The sequence below is a fragment of the Marinifilum flexuosum genome (assembly GCF_003610555.1).
In the GTDB taxonomy this organism is placed as follows: domain Bacteria; phylum Bacteroidota; class Bacteroidia; order Bacteroidales; family Marinifilaceae; genus Marinifilum; species Marinifilum flexuosum.
In genome coordinates, this window is record NZ_RAPQ01000008.1 from 887,194 (window position 1) to 908,473 (window position 21,280).

The 21,280-nt window shown below is 35.5% G+C and carries 17 protein-coding genes; 9 read left to right on the top strand and 8 right to left on the bottom strand.

Going from position 1 to position 21,280, the window contains the following annotated elements; all coding sequences use genetic code 11:
• The first annotated feature begins 2 nt into the window (after window positions 1-2).
• The 3 genes from BXY64_RS03910 to BXY64_RS03920 all read left to right on the top strand — a co-directional run bounded on the left by BXY64_RS03910 (window position 3) and on the right by BXY64_RS03920 (window position 4,843).
• Entirely contained in the window at window positions 3-1,493 is a 1,491-nt protein-coding gene (locus BXY64_RS03910; protein ID WP_120238626.1) for a RagB/SusD family nutrient uptake outer membrane protein, read from the top strand.
• Between the two features lie 465 nt (window positions 1,494-1,958).
• Complete coding sequence (locus BXY64_RS03915; protein ID WP_120238627.1) at window positions 1,959-3,803, top strand: 2-oxoacid:acceptor oxidoreductase subunit alpha; 1,845 nt, start codon at window positions 1,959-1,961, stop codon at window positions 3,801-3,803.
• A gap of 2 nt (window positions 3,804-3,805) precedes the next feature.
• Entirely contained in the window at window positions 3,806-4,843 is a 1,038-nt protein-coding gene (locus BXY64_RS03920; RefSeq protein ID WP_120238628.1) for a 2-oxoacid:ferredoxin oxidoreductase subunit beta, read from the top strand.
• A 336-nt stretch (window positions 4,844-5,179) separates the two neighbouring features.
• Here the strand turns inward: BXY64_RS03920 and BXY64_RS21295 are convergent, their stop codons facing one another.
• Window positions 5,180-5,350 (bottom strand): hypothetical protein, encoded by a 171-nt coding sequence (locus BXY64_RS21295; protein ID WP_170150567.1) that lies wholly within the window; start codon window positions 5,348-5,350, stop codon window positions 5,180-5,182.
• 639 nt (window positions 5,351-5,989) lie between these two features.
• Here BXY64_RS21295 and BXY64_RS03925 point away from each other — a divergent pair.
• Window positions 5,990-8,965 carry a PEP/pyruvate-binding domain-containing protein gene (locus BXY64_RS03925; RefSeq protein ID WP_120238629.1) on the top strand — a complete coding sequence of 992 codons (2,976 nt, stop codon included), beginning with the start codon at window positions 5,990-5,992 and terminating at the stop codon, window positions 8,963-8,965.
• 82 nt (window positions 8,966-9,047) lie between these two features.
• Here the strand turns inward: BXY64_RS03925 and fabD are convergent, their stop codons facing one another.
• Window positions 9,048-9,938, bottom strand: a complete 891-nt coding sequence (gene fabD, locus BXY64_RS03930) for an ACP S-malonyltransferase (protein WP_120238630.1) — start codon at window positions 9,936-9,938, stop codon at window positions 9,048-9,050.
• A 171-nt stretch (window positions 9,939-10,109) separates the two neighbouring features.
• The gene (folE, locus tag BXY64_RS03935) at window positions 10,110-10,736 is read right to left on the bottom strand and encodes a GTP cyclohydrolase I FolE (RefSeq protein WP_120238631.1); all 627 of its coding nucleotides are present in this window, start codon (window positions 10,734-10,736) and stop codon (window positions 10,110-10,112) included.
• A gap of 108 nt (window positions 10,737-10,844) precedes the next feature.
• Here folE and BXY64_RS03940 point away from each other — a divergent pair, with 108 nt between their 5' ends.
• Window positions 10,845-11,534, top strand: coding sequence for a hypothetical protein (locus BXY64_RS03940; protein ID WP_120238632.1), 690 nt, complete (start codon window positions 10,845-10,847; stop codon window positions 11,532-11,534).
• Here the strand turns inward: BXY64_RS03940 and BXY64_RS03945 are convergent.
• Entirely contained in the window at window positions 11,527-12,831 is a 1,305-nt protein-coding gene (locus BXY64_RS03945) for an MATE family efflux transporter (RefSeq protein WP_120238633.1), read from the bottom strand. The genes BXY64_RS03940 and BXY64_RS03945 overlap by 8 nt on opposite strands.
• A gap of 183 nt (window positions 12,832-13,014) precedes the next feature.
• Between BXY64_RS03945 and BXY64_RS03950 the strand changes: the two genes are divergently transcribed.
• The gene (locus BXY64_RS03950) at window positions 13,015-13,617 is read left to right on the top strand and encodes a superoxide dismutase (RefSeq protein ID WP_120238634.1); all 603 of its coding nucleotides are present in this window, start codon (window positions 13,015-13,017) and stop codon (window positions 13,615-13,617) included.
• Window positions 13,618-13,743: 126 nt separating this feature from the next.
• Window positions 13,744-14,325, top strand: coding sequence for a superoxide dismutase (locus BXY64_RS03955; RefSeq protein ID WP_120238635.1), 582 nt, complete (start codon window positions 13,744-13,746; stop codon window positions 14,323-14,325).
• Between the two features lie 31 nt (window positions 14,326-14,356).
• Here the strand turns inward: BXY64_RS03955 and BXY64_RS03960 are convergent, their stop codons facing one another.
• Entirely contained in the window at window positions 14,357-15,238 is an 882-nt protein-coding gene (locus BXY64_RS03960; RefSeq protein WP_120238636.1) for a DUF6268 family outer membrane beta-barrel protein, read from the bottom strand.
• 40 nt (window positions 15,239-15,278) lie between these two features.
• Window positions 15,279-16,370: an adenylate/guanylate cyclase domain-containing protein gene (locus tag BXY64_RS03965; protein ID WP_120238637.1), complete on the bottom strand. Its 1,092-nt coding sequence runs from the start codon at window positions 16,368-16,370 to the stop codon at window positions 15,279-15,281.
• A 170-nt stretch (window positions 16,371-16,540) separates the two neighbouring features.
• Here BXY64_RS03965 and BXY64_RS03970 point away from each other — a divergent pair, with 170 nt between their 5' ends.
• The gene (locus BXY64_RS03970) at window positions 16,541-17,113 is read left to right on the top strand and encodes a nitroreductase family protein (RefSeq protein WP_120238638.1); all 573 of its coding nucleotides are present in this window, start codon (window positions 16,541-16,543) and stop codon (window positions 17,111-17,113) included.
• A 34-nt stretch (window positions 17,114-17,147) separates the two neighbouring features.
• Window positions 17,148-17,861, top strand: coding sequence for a carboxypeptidase-like regulatory domain-containing protein (locus tag BXY64_RS03975; RefSeq protein ID WP_120238639.1), 714 nt, complete (start codon window positions 17,148-17,150; stop codon window positions 17,859-17,861).
• Window positions 17,862-17,908: 47 nt separating this feature from the next.
• Here the strand turns inward: BXY64_RS03975 and BXY64_RS03980 are convergent, their stop codons facing one another.
• Both BXY64_RS03980 and BXY64_RS03985 read right to left on the bottom strand, forming a co-directional pair.
• Entirely contained in the window at window positions 17,909-18,841 is a 933-nt protein-coding gene (locus tag BXY64_RS03980) for a DUF4249 domain-containing protein (protein ID WP_120238640.1), read from the bottom strand.
• A 22-nt stretch (window positions 18,842-18,863) separates the two neighbouring features.
• Window positions 18,864-21,278 carry a TonB-dependent receptor gene (locus tag BXY64_RS03985; RefSeq protein WP_120238641.1) on the bottom strand — a complete coding sequence of 805 codons (2,415 nt, stop codon included), beginning with the start codon at window positions 21,276-21,278 and terminating at the stop codon, window positions 18,864-18,866.
• Between the last annotated feature and the right edge of the window lie 2 nt (window positions 21,279-21,280).

The following is a 21,280-nucleotide window of genomic DNA, read 5'->3' on the forward strand; positions in this document are numbered from 1 at the left end:
AAATGAAAAAAGGATTATTATATACATTATTGGGGCTTTCTTTATTAGGAGCTTCATGTTCGGACTCTTTCCTTGATGAAGATCCAAGTAATAAGTTGGGTGTAGAGGGAAGTATTAAAACTGTAATTCAGGCACAATATGCTATTGATGGTGTTTACGATCAAATGTCAAGCCAAGAGTATTGGGGTAACAATTATATCTCAAACTTCGATGTAATGGCTGATGATATGCGTGCCAGCGAAAGTGGTCGTTTAGATGATTACTATCGTTATACATTCTATACTGAATCTTCTGATGCTGCAATGTGGACTCGTCCATATAGAGCATTAAAAAATGCAGTGTCATTATTAGATGTTATTGATGATGTAGAAGCTGAGGGTGATGATGCTATTGCCGATAAAAATGATATTAAAGGACAGGCTTTGGCTCTACGTGCTTTAATTCACTTTGATTTGGTAAGAACTTTTGGTAAGCCTTATACTCATGGTGATGCTGCTACAGCTCTTGGTGTTCCAATTGTTACAACTAAGGTTAATTTTGATGAGAAGCCTGCTCGTAATACAGTTGAAGAAGTTTACACTCAAGTTATCAAGGATTTTGAAGATGCTATCGCATTGTTAAGCTCAGATCCTAACACTGGTAGAATTAACAAATTAGCTGCTAAAGCATTATTGGCTAAAGTATATTTATATAAGGGCGATATGACAAATGCTCTTGCTTATGCTGAAGAGGTCCTTAGTGAACCTGCTGGAGCAGCAATTATGGCGCGTGAAGATTACGTTTCTGAATGGGGAAACCCTAAAATGTCAGAAGCTTTGTTTGAGCTGGTAAATTCATCTGAAGATAATCCAGGGTTAGAGTCTGTAGGTTACCTTTCAGATCCTGATGGTTATGGTCAGTTTGTAGCAACCGATGATTTTATTAAAAAATTAACTGATTCTGAATATGATATTCGTGGTAAACTGTTGGCAGAAGATGAGTTGTCTACAGAAGATAAGCCGAGAATGGGACGTGTAATGAAATATCCTGGTAACGGCGGTCCTTCATACACTACTAATATTAGAATCATTCGTACGTCAGAGGTATATTTAATTGCGGCTGAAGCTGCGTTAGCTAGTGATAAAAATAAAGCTGCTTCTTATTTGAATGCTATCATCACAAGAGCTTATCCAAAAGAGGATATCATTATTAAGGATGAAGATACAGAAGAGGATATTATTCTATTTGATTATCCAAGTGATGTTCCTACTGTTACACCAGCAAGTGTTGATCTTGCTAGCATCCTTTATGAGAGAAGTTTAGAATTAGTTGCAGAAGGTCATAGATTCCACGATTTGGTACGTAATAACATTACTATCCAACGTGGTGATGATTACTGGGGTAATTCTTACAAGGATATTGAAATGACTGATCACAAGATCATTCAACCTATTCCTAGAATCGAGCTTGATGCGAATACAAATATGGTTCAAAATCCAGGATATGAATCTTAATTAGAAATTTTAAGATATATTCAAGAGGCTACCAAATGGTAGCCTCTTCTTGTTTGCAATAGTTTTATTGAGGTATCAGAGGAATTAGAGACAATTACTTAAATTGTCGAGGTAACTTTATAATAATGTATCAAAATCTTAAATATAGAGTTGGGTGCTGGGTGTGCAGTTCTATTCAAAGGGTGAAAATTATTGACTTTTGGTCAATTGAAATCAGGCTTATTAAGACTTAATCAACTAAAACTCAGACTGATTTATATACATAAGTTAAGTGTAACTTTTTCTAATACAAACGTTTGCAAAAAGTAAGCAAAATTTCATATCTTTTCTTGTCTAAAATTGGGGAAACGCTACCTTTACCATGTTAAATAACATGTAAACGGAGGTTTACTTGGTTTAATGAAATTCAACAGCAATAAACTAAAAAAACAAAAAAATTTAATCTGAGATTAAATTAAAACAGTCATGAGTCAAAAGACAAAAGTCATTGAAAAGGAAGAAGTTGTAATTAGATTCTCTGGTGACTCCGGAGACGGTATGCAGCTTACAGGAACTCAATTTTCCGATACTTCCGCATTATTTGGGAACGATGTAGCTACTTTCCCGGATTACCCTGCAGAAATTAGGGCTCCGCAAGGAACAGTAGGAGGGGTGTCAGGATTCCAATTACACTTTGGGCATACAGAGGTGAATACACCTGGAGATTATGCTGACGTGTTGGTTGCAATGAACCCTGCAGCACTAAAAGCAAACTTGAAATGGGTAAAAGCTAGTGGAACGATCATCGTGAACGAGGATAGTTTTACTGAACGAAACCTTGAGAAAGCAGGTTACGATTCAGATCCGCTTCAGGATGATAAATTGGCGGATTACAATCTGATTAAGGCTAGAGTCACTTCTTTAACTAAAGAGTGTTTGAAAGATTCAGGACTGGATCAGAAAAGTATTCTTCGAAGCAAAAACATGTTTACCTTAGGTATGGTATATTGGATGTTCGATCGTCCATTGGCGCATACCGAAGAATTTATCGGAAGCAAGTTTAAGAAGCACCCATTAGTTGTAGAAGCTAATAAGAAAGTATTACGCGCTGGTTACAACTTCGCAAAAACAATTGAAGCATTAGCTTACAATTACAGTGTAGCTCCTGCTAAAATTAAGAAGGGAACCTATCGTAATATTACAGGTAACAAAGCAACAGCTTGGGGATTAATTGCAGCTGCGGAAAAAGCTGGATTGCCACTATTTTGTGGATCGTATCCTATTACTCCTGCAACTGAAATTTTACAGGAATTAGCAGCTCGTAAAGATTTGGGTGTAAAAACGTTCCAGGCCGAAGATGAGATTGCTGGTATTTGTACTGCAATTGGAGCTAGTTTCGCAGGTAATTTTGCCGTTACTACAACTTCAGGTCCAGGTTTGGCATTGAAGACAGAAGCTGCTGGTTTAGCGGTTATGACTGAGTTACCATTGGTAATTGTAAACGTTCAGCGTGGAGGTCCTTCAACAGGTTTGCCAACCAAAACAGAGCAATCAGATTTGATGCAAGCGATTCACGGTAGAAGTGGTGAGTGTCCTATGCCTGTTATTGCGGCTAGTACTCCATCAAACTGTTTCGAATATGCATACCGTGCAAGTAAAATTGCATTGGAGCACATGACACCAGTTATTCTTTTAACTGATGGTTTCCTTGCGAATGGTGCAGAGCCATGGAGAATCCCAAAAATGGCTGATCTTTCTCCAATTACAGTTCCTTTGGCAAAAGAAGGTGATGATTACATGCCATATGCCAGAGATGAAGAGAAATTGGCAAGAAAATGGGCTGTTCCTGGAACAAAAGGATTAGAGCATAGAATTGGTGGATTGGAAAAAATGGATGTTACAGGTACTGTATCATACGTTCCGGAAAATCACCAGGTAATGACAGATATCAGATCTGAAAGAGTTAGAAGAGTAGCTAATTTTATTCCAGATCTTCCTGTTAAAGGCGATGATAATGCAGATGTGTTAGTTGTAGGATGGGGAGGAACATATGGTCACCTTACAACAGCTGTTCGCGAATTGCAAGCAGATGATAAGAGCATTGCATTGGCGCACTTTAACTACATTTTACCATTGCCAAAGAATACAGAAGAGGTATTAAAGCGTTATAAGAAAGTTGTCGTTTGTGAATTGAACGATGGACAGTTTGCTGAATATTTGAGAAGCAATTTCCAGGATATTAAATTCGAGCAATACAACAAATTGCAAGGTTTACCATTTACTGTAAAAGAATTGAAAGAGAAGTTTAATCAATTATTGGAGGAGAAGTAATCATGGCAGATACATTATTAAAGCAACCAGCTCCTGAGAAATTGACTCCAAAAGATTTTAAGAGTGATCAGGAAGTAAGATGGTGCCCTGGATGTGGTGACCATGGAGTTTTGAATTCGGTACAGAAAGCAATGGCTTTAATGGGAAAACCAAAAGAGAACTTTGCAGTTATTTCTGGTATTGGATGTTCTTCTCGTTTCCCATATTATATGGATACTTACGGATTCCATTCAATTCATGGTAGAGCAGCTGCTATTGCATCAGGTGCTAAATCGGCAAACCCAGATTTGGAAATCCTTCAGGTTTCTGGTGATGGTGATGCATTGGCAATTGGTGGTAACCACTTTATTCATGCTGTACGTAGAAATATTGATATGACCATCTTGTTATTTAATAACGAGATTTATGGTTTGACAAAAGGTCAGTATTCGCCTACATCGAAGCACGGAATGGTAACTAAAACATCTCCATTCGGAACCATTGAGCAACCTTTCCACCCAGCAGAGCTGGCATTGGGAGCTCAATCTAAGTTTTATGCTCGATCAATCGATACCAATATCAAGTTGACTTCTGAAATTCTTTTGGATGCAACAAAGCACAGAGGAACATCAATTGTTGAGGTTCTTCAGAATTGTGTTATCTATAATGATGGAGCTCACTCTTTAATTACTGATAAGAACACCAAAGAAGAGTATCAGTTGGTGCTTCGCCATGGCGAAAGAATGATTTTCGGTAAAGAAAAGAACAAAGGATTGGTAATGGGAGGTAATGGTAAACTAGTTGTTGTTACCATTGGTGAACATGGCATTACCGAACAAGATATCTTGATTCACGATGCTCATACTCCAGATCCACACATGCACTGGTTGTTGTCGAACATGACAGCACCTGAGTATCCTGTGGCACTTGGTGTAATTCGTGATGTTGCAGCCCTTTCTTACGAAGAGAAAATGGTACAGCAAATTAAAGATGTTCAGGAACAATCATCAATCAAATGTATGGATGATTTGTTGAACAGTGGAGATACTTGGGAAGTTTAATAATTTGAATTTTTCAATAGATATATAGAAGAGGGGATCGTTGATTCCCTCTTTTTTTATGCAAGTCTTCAAAATATTAATGAAATAGATAACGGTACTCTGTACCTTAATATTCTTTAAATTATCAATTTATCTATAAATGTCAAGGTGCTCTGCACCTAGGTAATACTCAATTCAAATTCATCAGAAAAGCAGCAGAGCTGCGTAATATTTATAGTTTGATCATCTAAGAGTCTGCTTAGGTACAGAGTACCGTAACTTTTATTTTTGTTGGTGTTTTCCCTTTAATGATGAATGTTTAAAACGTGAATGTCAATCTTGCTTGATACAAAGAAATTATTCCAAACCGAAAATTACTTTCTCCCAACCATCAGGAACCCTAATATCACCCACTGGCAGAGCTTCCCGGATAGCAGGTAAGGTGATATCACCCTGGAAATAGGTGTGCGGATCACTAAAGAGCATATAAAGATCGCAAATATCAGTATGCGAATCATTATAAAGCACATGCAGATCACTATAATAGGCATGCGAATCACTAATATGGCCATTAAGATCCGATCCTGATGGCCATAATGGTGATCTTCACAGTTAAAAAGGTGATCCGCATGTAATGAAAAGTGATCTGCATGTGCTTAGATGTGATTCGCATGATCATTTAGGTGATCTTTAAAGCAATTTTATTGATTCGCATTAGTATTTTAGAGGGAATTGAACTCCGATCCATGTCCGGAATATAGTTCCAAACAGTTTGGAAAGTGCCTAGCTTGTCTTGGAGTTCATTCTCTGGCTTTTTGGAAACTTTCTTTAAGTATTAACCAGTCAGGCTATATTTTGGCACGAGATACCTTACTTCTTATTTGTTAAAAACAGATTTATAGCTATCCGGTTTATCGAGATTTTCTCTAGTCTATGCGTATATTTTAGTTTTTACAGAATTGATGACGATATAGTCAAATCTCACTTTACAGAAAACCATAAAATATTAGTATTTTATACAGCCAATTAAACGCATATATTTGTAAAATTAATTACCATTGTAGTTTGAAAAATTACTGATATTGAAGTTGTCCAACAGACCATTAAGATTAGTAACTTTGTAATAGAATAGAGAAACAACAACACTAAATAAATTAGCTAAAGAATATGGAAGAAATTTCGATTTCGAAAATTTATAAGCGAAAGAAGAACGACCGTGATATTTTTCAGGAATTGATGCCTTACAAAGTGAAGGAGATTCTGTTGATTGCAACTTATTACGACGCATATACAATTGTTCGTGAAGGACAATTCTCAGATAAAATTGTTGGTGAATATTTACAGTTGAATTTGTATGCAGCGCCACGTTTTACGAGTGTTGCTACAAACGAAGAAGCACTGGAAGCACTTGAGAATCGTCATTACGATATGGTGATTTTAATGGCTGGTTTGGACAAGGAATCACCATTAGAGTTAAGCCAGGAAATTAAAAAGGTTGATCCTGAAATTCCTGTTTTGGTTTTGGTGAATAACAATAGCGATTTGGCTTATTTCGATCGCGCTGCAGACAAAATCAAAAACAATATCGACCGAGTATTTGTTTGGAATGGTTCAACCAAGATATTTATGGCAATGACCAAGTATATTGAGGATAAAATGAATCTTGAAACGGATACCAAGAGTGGTGATGTACGTGTAATTCTTTTGGCAGAAGATTCGGTGAAATATTATTCCAGATATCTTCCTTTACTCTACACCTCGGTGATGACACAAACACAAAAGGTGATATCTGATGAAGGTGATATTGATGAGTTGCATAAGATTTTAAAGATGCGTGCTCGACCGAAAGTGATTTTGGTAAGTACATTCGAGGATGCAGTTGATGTTGTAGATAAATATCTTGAAAACTTACTTTGTGTAATCTCCGATGTTCGATTTGCACGTGATGGCAAATTGGATGATGATTCGGGTGTTGATTTGATAAAATACGTGCAGGCAAAAAACATGAGAATACCATGTTTGATGCAATCGCATGATACCGATAATGCAATTAGAGCAATGCAGGTTGATGCTGATTTTATAAACAAAAACAGCGATACTTTGGCATTGGATATTTATAATTTCATTTACACCAAATTGGGATTTGGTGATTTTGTTTTCCGTAACCAAAGTGGAACACGTGTTGCAGTGGCAAAATCGATGGAAGAGTTTGAAGAGAAGTTAAGATTTGTTCCTGATGAATCATTGCTTTTCCACTCTAAACGAAATGGAATTTCAACCTGGCTGATGGCTCGTGGAGAGATTAACGTAGCTAAAAAGCTAAGAAGATATCAGATTGAAGATTTTAAATCCGTAAAGGATCTAAGGAAATTTTGTTTGGATGTATTCGAAGCTTCAAGAATTAAGCAGTTAAGAGGTAGAATTATTCGATTTAAGCCGAATATTGTAAATTCCAATCATTATATTGTTCGTATGGGTAGAGGTTCCTTAGGAGGAAAAGGTCGTGGTCTTGCATTCCTAAGTAATTTTATTGAGAATATCTACTTCAAGAAATTGATTAAAGATATCAATGTATCTATTCCTAAAACGGCTATTGTTGGGGTTGATGAGTATGATAATTTTATCGAGAAAAATAATCTTTACGACAAGATATACCTTGATAAGAACTATAAGAAAGTAAAAGAATTATTCCTTAAAGGAGATATTCCTGATAAATTGGGAAATAAACTTCGCCAATATCTCGAAGAGATCAATAAACCAATTGCTGTTAGATCTTCAGGATTATTTGAGGATTCGCTAATGCAGCCTTTTGCAGGAGTTTATGCAACTTATTTGTTACCAAATAACGATCCGGATATCGAAGTGAGATACCAACAGTTGGTTACGGCTATCAAGTTAATCTACGCCTCTATTTTTACACCTGAAGCTCAATCATATTTCAGCGCGGTTGATTACAAGATTGAAGAGGAGAAAATGGCTGTTATCATTCAGGAAGTTGTTGGTCAGGAATACAATGGCAAATTCTATCCGAATATTAGTGGGGTTGCTCAATCGTACAACTACTATCCATTCTCATACATGAAACCAGAAGATGGTTTTTCTGTAATGGCAATCGGATTAGGAAAGTATGTTGTAGGTGGTGAAAAAACTCACCGATTCTGTCCTGAACATCCTAAGTTGCAGTTGGCTTCAATCGAAGATCAGATTAAAGATTCTCAGAAATACTTCTATGCGATTGATATGCAAAAGGAGAATATTGATTTGATTAACGATGGTGAAGATGCAGTAACTATAAAATATGAGCTTGCAGAAGCAGAGAAAGATGGCAATTTATTGCACTGTGCTTCGGTTTATGATTTCCAGAATGACAGGTTAGAACCGGATTTGAATTTACGTGGACCAAGAGTGGTTGATTTTGCAAATATTTTAAAATACAACCAGGTACCAGTTGCACATGCCCTAAGCGTATTGTTGAATATCTTCAAACAAGCCATGGGAGCACCTGTTGAAATAGAGTATGCTGTTGATTTATCGAAAGGTAAGGATGGCAATCCAACTTTCCATTTGCTACAAATTAAACCTTTGATTCGTCAGGAAATGAGTGTTGAGATTGATATGTCGAAGGTGGATCGCAATAAACTTGTTATGCTTGCCAATAAAGGTATGGGTAACGGAAAAGTGAACCATATCCGCGATGTAATCTATATGGATTTAAGCAAGTTTGACAGAACCAAGACCGAAGAAATGGCTGAGGAAATGGAGCTTTTAAACCAAAAAATGAAAGAGCAAGATCGTCAGTATGTATTGTTTGGTCCGGGACGTTGGGGAACCCGCGATAAGTTTACCGGAATTCCTGTACTTTGGTCTCAGATTTCGAATGCCAAAGTAATTGTAGAGCAAGGCTTGGAAGATTTCCCATTGGATGCTTCATTGGGTTCTCATTTCTTCCACAATGTAACATCGATGAATGTGGGTTATTTCTCAATAAAGAACAATTCGGAACTCAACTTTGTGAACATGGAAATGCTGGACAAGCAGGAGAAAATTGAGCATATTCATTACTTTAAACATGTTCGATTTAAAGAACCATTGGAGATTTTAATGGACGGAAAGAAACAAACTAGTGTAATTAGCTATAAATAATAAAAGGAGGCTTTAGGCCTCCTTTTTCAGGTACAAAAAAGGCTGATCATTTGATCAGCCTTTTCAATATTATTTTAATGAATTAAGCTTGGTATGAATCGATACCAGCAGTTTCCATTTTACGATCAACTTTCTTTACCAATCCTTGAATTACTTTACCAGGACCAACTTCGGTAAATGAAGATGCTCCATCAGCAATCATATTTACCATGGTTTGAGTAAAACGTACAGGAGCAGTTAACTGAGCAACAAGATTTTTCTTGATTTCAGATGGATCAGTAACAGGCTTTGCATTTACGTTTTGATATACAGGACAAGCTGGAGTAGAGAAGTTTGTGTTTTCGATAGCTTCTTCTAACTCAACACGAGCAGGTTCCATTAATGGAGAGTGGAATGCACCACCAACTTTCAAAGGTAAAGCTCTTTTAGCACCAGCTTCTTTTAACTTTTCACAAGCAATTTCGATACCTTTCATGCTACCAGAAATAACCAGCTGACCTGGACAGTTGAAGTTTGCAGGAACAACTACCTCTTCGATTTCTGCACAAACTTTTTCAACAGTTTCATCATCTAAACCGATGATTGCTGCCATTGTTGAAGGTTCCATTTCACAAGCTTTTTGCATAGCCATTGCACGCTGAGAAACCAATTTTAAACCATCTTCGAAAGATAAAGTTCCGTTAGCAACCAATGCTGAGAATTCACCCAATGAGTGACCAGCAACCATTTCTGGTTTGAAATCTTCACCAAGTGTTTTAGCTAAAATTACTGAATGCAAGAAAATTGCAGGCTGAGTAACTTTAGTTTGTCTTAGATCTTCGTCAGTTCCTTCAAACATTAAATTAGTAATGCGGAAACCTAGAATTTCGTTTGCTTTTTCGAAAAGTTCCTTAGCAAGTTCCGAATTTTCGTATAGGTCTTTACCCATACCAACAAATTGGGCTCCTTGCCCTGGAAATACATATGCTTTCATACTTTTTTTCAATTTGTAATGATTATTCTATATCCATACATATAGAATAAAAATCATGGTAAGTTTTGAAATATTCCGGGCACAAATATATTTAATCCGTTCGCAATCTGCAATTTTAGAATTTTATTGCGAACGGATTAATATACTTCAAACCGGTAAGATTGATAAATTTTAGATAGTTTTTGCCGAAATTAATCGAATAAACTCCTCGCGAGTTGCAAGGTTTTCAAATGCTCCCGTAAAATCGGAAGTAGTTGTAATTGAATTTTGTTTTTGAACACCACGCATCGACATGCACATGTGCTGTGCTTCAATCACTACAGCAACGCCTAAAGGACTAAGCGTATCATTAATACAGTCTTTAATTTGAGTAGTTAAGCGTTCTTGCACTTGCAATCGGCGAGCAAATGCATCTACTACACGAGCTATTTTGCTAAGCCCGGTAATATATCCATTTGGAATGTAGGCTACATGAGCTCTTCCTACAAAAGGTAACATGTGGTGTTCACACATCGAATAAACCTCAATGTCTTTTACAATCACCATTTGTTTATAGTCTTCCTTAAACATTGCCGATCGTAAAATATCTTCTGGTTTAATGTGATATCCTTGTGTTAAGAACTGCATAGCTTTGGCAACACGCAAAGGAGTTTTCTCCAAACCTTCACGTTCTGCATCCTCACCAAGTAATTCTAAAACTTTTTTATAGTGATACATCAGTTCTTCTGTAGTTTCCTGATTGTATTTTTCTATTTTTGTGAATCCTTTATCTTCTTGTCCGTTAATTGAAAATTCCATTCGTCACAGTGTTTTTAATAAGTCGTTGTATTGCTCTGCAAAATAAGTAATAATTTCACCTAATAAACAAACTTTTAGGTGCTTTGTTTTAGCTAAGTTCTTGCATTTATGCATATTTTAATCATTACAGAGACATTTGATGTGCTCAAAGATTTTATTTCACAACTTGAATTAGAGGAAAATCTGGGTCAGAATTATGCTCGTTTTAAGTATCAAAACCAATCACTGGATATACTAATCTCGGGATATGGAGGCAGTATGTCGGCCTATGAGTATGCGAAAGCCATAGGTAAATACAAGTATGATTTAGTCTTGCAATTTGGACAGTGCTATGCTTTAAAAGATCAGGTTGAAAAAAATCAATTGGTATGTATTATTGATGATTATTTTGGAGATATTGGAATTGGTGAGGAAAGTAATTTTGCTTCTGTTTTTGATTTACAGCTACGAAATAAAAACGAAGTTCCATTTAAAAATGAAATATTAGAAAACGATACGCTGATTCCAGAAGTGTTTTCTGATTTTAGAAAAGTGAGTGGAATTACTTGCAATGCAATTCCAACAAATCTTAACTCCATAGCTAATGCCTATATCAAGAATTATCCCGATGTAATCAGCAGGGAAGGAGCAAATTTGCTTTATATCTGCCAAAAGGAAAATGTGAAATTAATTCAGATGTTTTATGTGCTAGAAAATATTGAGAATGCTCAATTCAAGATTACTCCTGACGAGCAAATGATGAAAGTAGTTACTGAAAAAATTGAACAGGTTTTGAATGAATCTGTAATGCTTACTTAGAGAAATGAATCAACACCGCTTTTTTGTAATAAATGGCCTGAAAAAGTCCTCGGGCAAACATGAAGCCTAACATTGCGATCCAAAGTCCATGGTTCTCTAAGCTGCTATTTAAGAAGTAATAAAGAGGTATAAAAATTAGAATGGTTGCTGCCATCATGGTCTTGCGCATATAGCTAGAAGCTGTGGCACCAATAAATATTCCATCCATTAGGAATGAAGCAAAACTAAGGAGTGGCAGAAGTATAATCCATTTTAAATAATCTCTGGCAATTGCAAGAGTCGATTCAGCATCGGTTAATATTGATAAGATATCAATACCAAATAATCCGTATACACCTGTGAATAAAATACTGATTACAATTCCCCAAATAAATAGTAATCGAATAAGCTGAGATAAATTTTTTGAGTTGTTTGCACCAATAAATTTACCTACTAAAGCCTCTGCAGCGAAAGCAAAGCCATCCATAAAATAGGAGAAGATAAAAAGAAACTGAAGTAGTAAGGAATTAACTGCAAGGATCTCTTTGTTTACACTTGCTGATTCGGTTGTGAAAAATGTGAAAACAAATATAATGCAGAGAGTTCTAATGAAAATATCCTTGTTGACTAAAAAAAAGTGCTTCAATTCATTCACCTTCATCATTCCTTTGGCACTCCAATACTTGAACAAGCGTTTATAGTTTCTCAGGATAAAGAATAAAGCGATAAACAAGCTGCAATATTGAGCAATTAAGGTACCTAAGGCTACACCTTTTGCATCAAGCATTAATCCATATACAAAAAATGCCGATAGCGAAATATTAATAACATTCCCTGCAATTGCTATTAACATTGGAGTTTTGGCATTTTGCATTCCTATGAACCATCCGTTTAATGCATAAAGACCAATGGTAGCCGGAGCGGCCCAAACTCTTATATAGAAATAGGATTTCGCAATGGTTTCAACTGACTCTTCACTCTCGATTAACCAAAAGCTAAGCATAGCTATTGGTTTTTGAAGTATTAAAATAAGAATACTCCCAGCTAAAGCAACAGTAAGAGCACGGGATAAAGACAGAATAGATTCGCTTAAGTTTCTTGCTCCATAAGCTTGAGCAGTAATTCCCGTAGTTCCCATTCGTAAAAAAGCAAAACCCCAGTATAAAAAGTTGAATATTGTACCACCTAATGCAATTGCTCCAATAAAATCTACTTTTCCCAAATGCCCCATTAAAGCTAAATCAACAAGTCCTAACAAAGGAATGGTGATGTTACTAACTATGTTGGGTACTGCGATATTCAGGATTTTCTTGTTCACGATTCAGCTTTTTATTTGCTGCACGAAAGTAGTTAAAAATCTTGTGCTAAAGGAAAAAACATTTGACCTTTAAAATAAAAGACAAAAAAGTCTTAAAATAATTTGGAATTAATCTGAGTAAAAATTAGATTTGTTTCTAGTGACAAATAAACCTATATCAACCATAAGTAAAATACAAAATATATGGCATTTGAGTTACCAAAATTAGCTTATTCATACGATGCGTTAGAACCGCATATTGATGCCAGAACAATGGAAATACACCATTCGAAGCATCATGCAGGATATACAAATAATTTAAACGCTGCAATAGCAGGAACCGATTTAGAAGGCAAAAGTATTGAAGATATTCTTGCGGATATTTCACAGCACTCTGTTGCTGTTAGAAATAATGGGGGAGGATTTTACAATCATGATTTGTTCTGGAAAGTAATGTCGCCTAATGGAGGAGGAAAACCTGCTGGTGATTTACTTACAGCAATTGAAAAAGATTTTGGATCGTTTGATGCTTTTAAAGAAGAATTTTCGAAAGCAGCGGCAACAAGGTTTGGTTCTGGCTGGGCTTGGTTAGTAAAACAAGATGATGGCAAGTTAGTAGTTACATCAACGGCAAATCAGGATAATCCTTTAATGGATGTTGCAGATGTTAAAGGAACTCCAATTTTAGGATTGGACGTCTGGGAGCATGCATATTACTTAAAGTTTCAAAATAGAAGACCTGATTACATCTCAGTTTTCTGGGAAGTAATCAATTGGGAGGAAGTGGTTAAACGCTTTCAGGATTAGTTTTGTTTATTGTTTTTTTGATTTTGGGGCCGGTTCTTTATAAAGGAATCGGCCTTTTTGTGTTTTTTTATTGAATTTGTAATTTTTTATTGTGAAATTGAAGGGGAAATCAAAAAACAATAAAAAATGGAACACAAACTACCTACTTTATCGTATGAATTAGGCGAATTAGAGCCGTATATAAGTAAAAATACACTTGAATTCCATTACGGAAAGCACCATCAGGCTTACATTACAAACCTGAATAATTTAATTAAAGGAACTGCTTTTGAAGATGCAAGTATGGAAGATATTGTGAAACATTCTGAAGGAGGAATCTTTAATAATGGAGCACAGGTTTACAATCATACTTTTTATTTTGAAGCATTCAAGCCAAATGGTAGTGTTGAACCAAATGGAAAGTTAAAAGAAGCCATTGAAGTCTCTTTTGGTTCATTCGATAATTTTAAGGCTGAATTCTCGAAAGCCGGAGCTACATTGTTTGGTTCAGGATGGGTTTGGTTGGTAGTTGATACTGCTGGCAAATTGGCCATTATGAAGACCAAGAATGCAGGTAATCCGTTGCGTGATGGTTTTAAGCCTATTCTTACTATGGATGTATGGGAACATGCCTATTATTTAGATACTCAGAATGCACGTCCAAAGTACATCGAAAACTTCTGGAATATCATTAATTGGGAACTGGTTGAAAAACGATTCGAAGAATAAATAAAAAAGGGTGATTTCAATCACCCTTTTTTTAAATGCTTACTGAGATACCTGCTTTTATAAACAAATTGTTATCTAAATCAAAATCCGCGATTTTATCACTTCCATCTTTAAATTCGAAGTTTCGATATAGTGTATAACCTGAATTGATATTTAGACTTATTTTTTTTGATAATTTTTGCTTCAGCAATAAACCTCCTCCAACATTCATAATACTAACATTATCAATTGGGCTCGTTTCATTATTATAGACAAGTTTATCTGTTAATGTGAAATTTTCTCCAGCAATAAATAGATTTGCTCCTATTGTAGTTTTATCACTAGCTATATAATTTACATCAAGCATTGGGAAACCGAAATTTATATTCCATTTTTCATTTGGTTTCCAATTTAAACTAACAATAGGAATAGGAGCAGGTACACCAATGGTATTCGAATAAATTGCTCCTAAATTTAGTATCATGTTCTTTTTTTGATTGATAGGTTTGCTAAACAAAGCCATTCCAAATAAATTTAGTTCATCGAAACCGACCGAGGATTCAAAATTAGAAGAAATATTAGGCTTGATAAAAGCTGTAAGGTACCAACCGTTTTTTAATGGGCGTGCATAACCAAATGTATAAGAAATGGTGTGAAAATTTTTTAAATCAGTTTCTAGTAAAGGAGTAGATCCATAATCGATATTGACACCTGAATAGTTAAAGGTATGAAAGATTCTTCTTCCTGGAGTTTTTAGCTTTTTATGAATGCTAAATCTAAAGTCATATTTCTCAAAAGAAATATCATTTCCATTATCTGAATTACCTTTGCCAATGAATACATAATCAGCTCCAAATTTTTCTTGTAGCATTTGGGCTTGCGAGGGGAGCATTATACCCACCATTATTGCTGTTATTAATAAAATTCTCTTCATGCTATGTTTTATAAATTACTTAATAAACAAATATTTGATACTATTGTTTGATGGCATAGATATCTACTTTTTCCTTTTTTCCCTTTAATTCAATGTTATCAATAAAGGAATAATTGAAGGAGTTGTAGAAAGCCAGATCCGTAACTATCAATTTTGATGCCAAAAATTCTTCGTTGAATGAATTACATAGTCCTTGAATTCTTGATGCAGTATTAATTACATCACCATGGTAGGCGATGGAACGTTTTATTACACCTACTTCAGCGGCCATTAGTGTTCCGCCATTTACACCTGCTTTAAATTGAGGTAGAAAGCCGTAAGAATTCATGTAATGATCGGACCTTTTTTGAAGATATTCCTTAAATCTGAAAAATATTTTGATGCACTTTGCATTTTTAATTCCATCATTATAAGGCCATATAAGTACAACTTCATCTCCAATATACTGGTATATATTTGCATCAAACTCATTAACCGCAAGCGTTAAATCGCTGAAGCAATCTTGAATGAGTTGACTATATTTTACATGTCCCAATTTTTCGGCATAGGTTGTAGATGATTTTAAATCCATAAATAAGAATACCATTTTGACCTCTTTGGGTTGACGGTATTTGCCAAGCAATAAATCAAGAAGAACACCTGGACCAAATTTTTGATTGATAATCTGAAATAGGATAATAGTAGCACTTACCAAATATGTAAAAGTTACGATTCTGAAAAAATCACTTGATTTTACAAACATTCTTATTTCCTGAAGTGTTTCTCTCGATATTTCACCTTTTAAAATTAATTGAGATGCAATACCAACTAAGAATATTGTTACTATAGTTAAGATAATATGAATGATACTGTAAAAGAAAATAATCCGCCCATATGATTTTTTTCGAAGGCGTTCTTGTTTGTTTTTGATAAAAACATTTAAAATGCCGAATATACTTCCTAAAAATAAGCCTGCTAAAACTAAATTTAGCTTATTAATTTCAGCAACTGAAATATGCTTAGGAATCTCTCCTTCAATCTTTGGATTAAAGCTGGTAAGAATATCCCAAATAAATACAGCGCTTATCCATATCGCAATAATAATAAAGAAGTCTATGATAACTTTACGAGAGTTTTTATTGAATTTCAGCATACTTATTGAATTTTGCCAAGTTGTAATTTAATATTACAAAAAATAAAATTTAAATAGATTTACTTATTTCTTTGATGAAAAGAGAAAAATCAATTAATTTATGAAGTAGTGGGGTAATTTGTTTGGTAATACAAATAAAGCACATAAATTTTAAAATAATAAATTAAGCAATGTTAAAAGATTTAGTTGCCAAAAACAGAAGTTACAGAAGATTCTTTGAAGATGAAAAAATATCTTCAGATCAAATTAAAGAATGGATTGATTTGGCAAGATTAGGAGCATCGGGAAGGAATGCACAAACCATAAAATATAAGATTGTATTATCTGATAAGATGCGTGATAATGTGTTTCAACAGCTTGCTTGGGCGGGTTATTTGCAGGATTGGGCTGGACCTGAAAAAGGAGAGAGACCAACGGCTTATGTTGTGATGATTAATGATGAAGGTCTTGGGAAGAATTATTTTAGTGACGATGGAATTGCGGTCCAAAATTTGTTACTAGGAGCAGTTGAAAGTGGTTACGGAGGTTGTATTATTCATGCTTTTAAGAAGAAAGAACTTAGTGAACTGCTAAAAATTGAAGAAGGATTTTCGATTATTCAGGTAGTTGCCTTGGGAAAACCGAAAGAAGAGGTAGTTATTGAAGAAATGAAAGATGGAGATATTAAGTATTGGAGAGATGAAAAAGGAGTTCATCATGTACCAAAACGTAGTATCGACGAAATAATATTGGAAGAATTGTAATGATAACTCTACGGAGTTAATAAAAGCTGGTAAAATGAGAAAATATGTGATAGGTTGTATTGCTCTTTTTTGTGTTGTTCTTGCAACAGAGAAGCTAAATGCACAGAAGATAAGGACAGATTCATTGTTTTTTACAGGTGCGGTTATGGATCAGGAAGAATTATCACCATTGCCTTATGCGCACTATAGGGTAAATAATAAAAAAGCTGGTACAGCAAACTCTTTTGGACGTTTCTCATTTTGGGTAAATGCTGGCGATACCATTCAATACTCTTACGTTGGATATCAAAATGTTCAAGTTATAGTAAGCGATAGTCTAAAACAAGATTCATATCTTTTTGGTGTATTTATGGCAAAAGATACCGTTTCGCTGCAAGAGGTGTTAATATTACCTCGATTTGGTAATTTTAGGGAAGCCTTTATTAATGCCAAGGTAAATACTCCAGAGTATGTTCGTGCAAAGAACAATGTGAATTCGGCTACCTACGAGGCTTTAACCAAGCGACCGGATAAAATGGATGCCAAAGCAAATACCGATTTGTTGATAAAGCAGCATGTAATAGAAAATGAGCATAAAGCTATGGTTCCTCAAGATATGGTTGCGGGTGTGAGTACACTTCGAACCTTACCCGAAGTACAACGATTAAAACGCAAGAAGAACATGAAAATTCCTGATAATTTGGTTACAGATAAGGAAATAAATACCTTAAAGCAAATGTATCGATACGGAATTAAAGAAAAGAAATAAAAAAAGCGGTGAAATTTTCACCGCTTTTTTTATCTGTCGAATTCTCGTTAATTAGATTCCTTGATTGTAATAATTTCTGTTTTCTGCACAGAAGAAACAACAAACAATCCCAACGCGTCGTCATCTAAATTACTTCCTCCAATGCGTTTAATATTGGAACGTAGAGGAGCTGGTGGTGGTGAAAATTGTGTTCCTTCATTGTCTCTCTGCTCCTCAGCTAGTCTCATGTAATCGTAAATTTCTTTTGACACCACATATTGCTTGATAAAGTACGATTCTCCCAAATGAGTTGCTTCATCAAAATAGGTTTGCGATTCATCTACGGATGTATAAGCGTTACTGCCAAACAGGTAACCTGAGTAGGCATAGGAATAAGTTAAATCTTCGTCTCCTGTTTGATCTTGCCTGTAAAGTTGCCACAGAAAATAATAGTCTTGGTCCTTTTCAAATTTTGGCTCAAAGCCAATGTAATATCCATCGTCATCATAGCTTACATCATCCGCTTCCTTATACTCAGAAAATATTCTTGGAGTTTGGTTGTATGGGATCACCATTTGAGGTTCGGATTCATATTTGGTTTCATCCTCCAGTGCAATGCACAGCTTATAGGATATCCCTACCTCAAGATTTTTCTTTAAAATATATCTTCCTTTCTGAGGATTGGGCACTTCTTTATTTTGATTGGCATCCCATTCCATTGGAATATCAAATTTCAAATTGTAGGTATTTCCTTTATCATCCTTAAGCTCAACAATTGCCTTGTCCACCACGGGAAACTTATCTGATGAGAAATATGGCAGAGACATGGTTAAGCGTACCATATGCGTTCTCTCCTGACCATTTTCGCCAGGTTCTGCACTAAACCAACCATCAACAACTAACTTGGGACTTGTGGTCGGTACATCAACGGTTATTTGCTTTTCGCATGCATAAAACCATGGTAAGCAAAGTAATACGATATATATATAGTTCTTATTCATTGCAATCAATTGTAATAAAAGATTAAAATTTAAAATTGTATGTAATGGTTGGAACTGGTCTTCCTATAATTGAAAATTGCCAGGCTTCCATTTTATTTCCTTTGTTATAACCATTCCAGTTGTCATCACTTTCCTTGAAATAAACAGAGTAGGCATTGTGTCTGCTGTAAAGGTTGGTTATCCCAAAATTCCAGCTGGCCTGCCACCTTTGATCTTTTTTCTTTTTTTTGCATTGGTAGGTGAATGAAATATCTAGACGGTGATAAGTTGGTAAACGATGCTGGTTTCGATTGATGTAATGTGCATAGGTGTTCCCTTGTAACTCGTACTTTCCATATGGATAGGTAATTGGTCGACCACTCATTAAAATAAAGTTTGTAGCAAAAGACCATCTTTTACTCAATTCATAGTTGGCAACAATTTTTAAATCGTGAGTTTTATCGTAATCGGCCGGAAAATACTTTCCATTGTTTATTTGTGTAGACGGATACATTTCACCTGAACTTGCGTTCATTAATCCTGGAACTTTCTTCTCCGAACGAGAAAGTGTATAGGCTACCCAACCGGTTAGCCTTCCCTCTTTTTTGCGAATACTCAACTCCAGACCATAAGCTCGTCCTTTTGCAGTAAGCAATTCTGTTTCTAAGGTTGAGTTTAGGAGAAGTTGAGCTCCATACTTGTACTCCACCAAATCGTGAAAATTCTTATGGAACAACTCAATAGATGTTTCCCAGGTGTTGTTACCAAAATTCCTGAAATACCCTAATGCAAATTGGTCTACTTTGGCAGGCTTAATATGCTTCCCTGCAGGCACCCAAATATCTAAAGGAGTTGGAGCTGTTGTATTCGAAATTCTATGAATGTATTGTCGAGTTCTATTGTAACTACCTTTTATGGAACTAACATCGGAAAGTGAATATTTGATGGCAACTCTAGGTTCCAATCCAAAATAATTTTCAATTATCTCATTCCTTTCATATTTTTTTGAACCTATGCTACTTTCCTTTTCTTTAGGTTTGTTGGTTTCGTAAGAGTATACTGTTTTCTCACCCAAACTTGTAAAGTTACTAGCTCTTAAACCATACTGCACACTCAAATTTGGTCCCAAGTTTTGTTCCATATTAAAGTATGCCGCAGATTCTAGTGCATTTTCCTTTTCCAGTTTGCTGGATTTTAATACCGAATTTTTTACTGGGTTTAATTTTCCTGGATTAAATTGATAGTAAATACTTCCAAAACCAAATTTCAATTTCATATCCGGATTTGGGAAATAAGAGAAGTCTGCCTTTAGGTTATAATTCTGAATGCTTGATTTCCATTCGAAGCCCATTGTTCCTTCCGGTACCGAAATGGAGTAATCAAAATTGGAGTAAATCCCCGTAAAATTGGAGAATAACTTTTTACTGAACAGGTGATTCCAACGTACCGTTGCTGTTTTATTCCCCCAATGAGAATCGAATTGCTTGCCGAATTTAAAAACATCATTCCCAAAATAACCAGAAATGTATAATCTGTTATTGTCGTTGAATTTGTGATTGATTTTTGCATTTAAATCATAGAAGTAAACGATGTTGTCACGCATTTTAGGGTTTATTCTTAGCAATACATCAGCATAAGATCTTCTTCCCGATAACATGAATGAGGTCTTGTCTTTTTTTATGGGCCCCTCTAAAGTTAATCTGCTGCTAACAAGACCGATTCCCCCGCTTCCTGAAAATCGCTTACTATTCCCCTCTTTCTGGCGAACATCCAATACCGAAGACAATCTTCCTCCATATTGAGCTGGTATTCCTCCTTTATACAGTTGAAAATCCTTAACCGCATCACCATTAAAAACAGAAAAGAATCCGAATAAATGCGATGAGTTATATACAGGAGCTTCATCCAAAAGAATTAAATTCTGATCGGTTCCTCCACCTCTAACATTAAAACCGGAACTACCATCGCCTACGGTACTTACCCCTGGAAGCATCTGTAATGTTTTAATGATATCAACTTCCCCAAGAAAATGAGGTAATTTGCGCACCATTGGAAGAGGCACTTTTTCAACACTCATCTGAATAGATTTTACATTCTGATCCTTTTTTTGAGCAGTTACCACAACATCATTCAGTTGAATGTCATCTGATTTTAATTCGATATTGAAAGTTCTGTCTTCATTCAGGATTAACTCTTTTACGACAGGAGTATATCCTATAAAACTGAATTGAACCTGGTATTTTCCTGGTGTTACTGAGAGTGAGTAGAAACCATATTCATTGGTGACTGTACCTAAGCTTAGTTCAGCAATACTAATGGTTGCGCCAATCAATGCTTCCCCATTAGCACCATCTTTTACATATCCACTAATGGTATGTTTTTCCGCAGCCAAAATACGACTTGTCTGTATGATCAATATTAACCAAAGCAGAATTCCCCTATACATACTTTTTTTCATTT